The sequence below is a fragment of the Treponema sp. genome, from assembly GCF_045657965.1.
Lineage (GTDB): Bacteria > Spirochaetota > Spirochaetia > Treponematales > Treponemataceae > Treponema_D.
In genome coordinates, this window is sequence record NZ_JAZOUG010000112.1 from 1 (window position 1) to 2,336 (window position 2,336).

General features: G+C 39.1%; 5 protein-coding genes. All 5 read right to left on the reverse strand.

Annotated features, from left to right (window positions below; translation table 11 throughout):
- Positions 1-332 (reverse strand): translation initiation factor IF-2 N-terminal domain-containing protein (locus tag ACKI5B_RS04170; RefSeq protein WP_407426131.1); only part of this gene is annotated, 332 nt, incomplete at its 3' end.
- Positions 310-627, reverse strand: a complete 318-nt coding sequence (locus ACKI5B_RS04175) for a L7Ae/L30e/S12e/Gadd45 family ribosomal protein (protein WP_407426133.1) — start codon at positions 625-627, stop codon at positions 310-312. The genes ACKI5B_RS04175 and ACKI5B_RS04170, both read right to left, overlap by 23 nt.
- The gene (gene rnpM / locus ACKI5B_RS04180; RefSeq protein WP_407426135.1) at positions 617-889 is read right to left on the reverse strand and encodes an RNase P modulator RnpM; all 273 of its coding nucleotides are present in this window, start codon (positions 887-889) and stop codon (positions 617-619) included. Before rnpM ends, ACKI5B_RS04175 begins: the two co-directional genes overlap by 11 nt.
- A gap of 12 nt (positions 890-901) precedes the next feature.
- Entirely contained in the window at positions 902-1,924 is a 1,023-nt protein-coding gene (nusA, locus tag ACKI5B_RS04185; protein ID WP_407426137.1) for a transcription termination factor NusA, read from the reverse strand.
- A 49-nt stretch (positions 1,925-1,973) separates the two neighbouring features.
- The coding region (locus ACKI5B_RS04190; protein WP_407426139.1) for a ribosome maturation factor RimP at positions 1,974-2,336 on the reverse strand (363 nt) is incomplete at its 5' end.

The following is a 2,336-nucleotide window of genomic DNA, read 5'->3' on the forward strand; positions in this document are numbered from 1 at the left end:
GTGTTCTGACGGGTATCAATATGACGGACTTTCTTTTCGATGGGCTTTTCGATTACTTCGATGATTTCCTGTTCGTTTTTCTTTTCTTCGTCAACAGATTTTTCATCTTTTTTGGGTTTATCTTCTGCCTTTTTCTCAACAGCATACATGGAAAAATCTTCAACCTGATGGGTGAACATAATGGCGTCCAATACCAGGTCCAGTTCTTTCTCGTCTAAGGAACTGCTGGCGCTGCTTTTGCCTTCAATCCCCAAGTTCTTTATCATTTCCATTACTTGTTTGTTTTGTAAATTGAATTCTTTTGCTAATTCAGATATCTTCTTTTTCTTCAAATGAACTCACCTCTAATATTCCTTTTTTAAAATTTTCATGGTTGACAGATACCACGCCGGTTGGTTTGCTCCCGATTGCAAATGCAATTTCTTCCATCGTGCAGGGGAGTGTAATCACCTTGATGTTTTTGCAAGCTTCCAGAATTTTCTGTTTGGTTTTCTCGTTGAAATCAGCAGAAAATATAATCAGCTTGGAATGGGACTTTTTGATTTCGTCCAACACTGCGGTCTGTCCGTAAGTAAGCGCTCCGGCACGCCGTGCCAGTCCGAGTAAACGTAATACTTTATCTTGCATGAAAGGATTCCTCTTGAAATTTCTTCAGCTCTTCATAACATTCATCCGAAACTTTTGTTTTGAAAGAACGGTGAAAAGCATTTTTCTTGATTGCCTGCTCGATGCAATCTGTTTGATTGCATACATAAGCACCACGACCGTCCAATTTATGATCCGGGTCAAGCTGATAGGTTCCATTCGCTAACTTAGCCATACGAATCATTTCATTTTTTGGGTGGATGCTGTGACAAGCAACACATTTTCTTTTGGGAATGTATTTCATTCTTATTTCCTCTTATACTGCTTTAATGTCTACTTTGTAGCCGGTCAGCTTTGCAGCCAGTCTTGCATTTTGACCTTCCTTACCAATTGCCAGAGAAAGCTGATCTTTGTCAACAATTACATTGCAGATTCTTTCGTCCTGATTTACGGTACAGCTGATGATTTCAGCAGGGGAGAGGGCTTCTTTTACAAATTCTTCGGGATCTTCACTATATTTTACAATATCAATTTTTTCGCCTTTTAATTCTGCTAAGATGTTTTCCACACGCATACCTTTGGGGCCGATACAAGAGCCGATACAGTCAACATTTTCATCGGTAGAGTATACGGCGATTTTGGTTCTTGCACCTGCTTCTCTGGCGATGGATTTAATCTGAACAACGCCGGTAGCGATTTCAGAAACTTCCTGCTCGAATAAGCATTTTACCAACATGGGATGAGAACGGGAAATAATAATCTGCGGTGCTTTGCCGATGATTTTAACCTGCACTACGTAAATTTTGATTTTATCGCCGTGTTTGTATACTTCGCCGGGAATCTGTTCCTGGGGAGAAAGAACTGCTTCGGTTCTGCCAATGGACACCATTACATTACCTTTTTCGATTCTTTCTACGGTACCGGTAACTAAGCTTCCGGTTTTTTCGGTGAATTCAGAAACCATCATTCCGCGTTCTACTTCTCTGATTTTCTGAACTACGATTCCTTTTGCATTCTGTGCTGCAATTCTGCCGAAGGTTTTAGGAGTCACATTAACATCTACGGTATCACCCACAGCAACAGCTTTAGAGATTTTTTTCGCTGCTTTGAATTCGATTTCCAGTTCAGGATTAGTAACCTCTTCCACGACTGTTTTTCTTAAGTAAACAGCTGCATCACCGGTTTCACGGGACACGGTAGCAATTACTTCTGCAATGGGATTGTAGTCCTTTTTGTAAGCAGTTACCAATGCATTTTCCATTGCTTCAATCAGGATTTCTTTTTCGATTCCTTTTTCTTTTTCCAAAAGGTCGAGAGCTAATAAAAATTCCTTGTTCATAGTTTTCTTTTTGTACCTCCAATATATAAGATAAAATTTTAATAAACAATTATTTTGCTTTCAAAGCTTCAGTAATGTCAAAATAAAGCTTTGCGGATGCAACTTTATCCTTGGGGAATTCCATTGAGATATCGTTGCAGGATATATAAATGACATTGTTCTCATATTTTTCCAATGTACCCATAATATTTTTGTTTCCGTCAATCGGTGCATACAAAGAAAGTTCTATTTTTTTGCCAAGCACTTTTTCAAAATGCCATTCTTTTGTAAGCTTTCGTTCAGCACCCGGGGAAGATACTTCAAGCTGATAGGCAGTCTGAATCAGATTTTCCTGGTCCAGTGCCTCTGATAAAATACGGGATACGGTTTCACATTCATCAATGTTGATTCCGCCTTCTTTATCAATATAGAT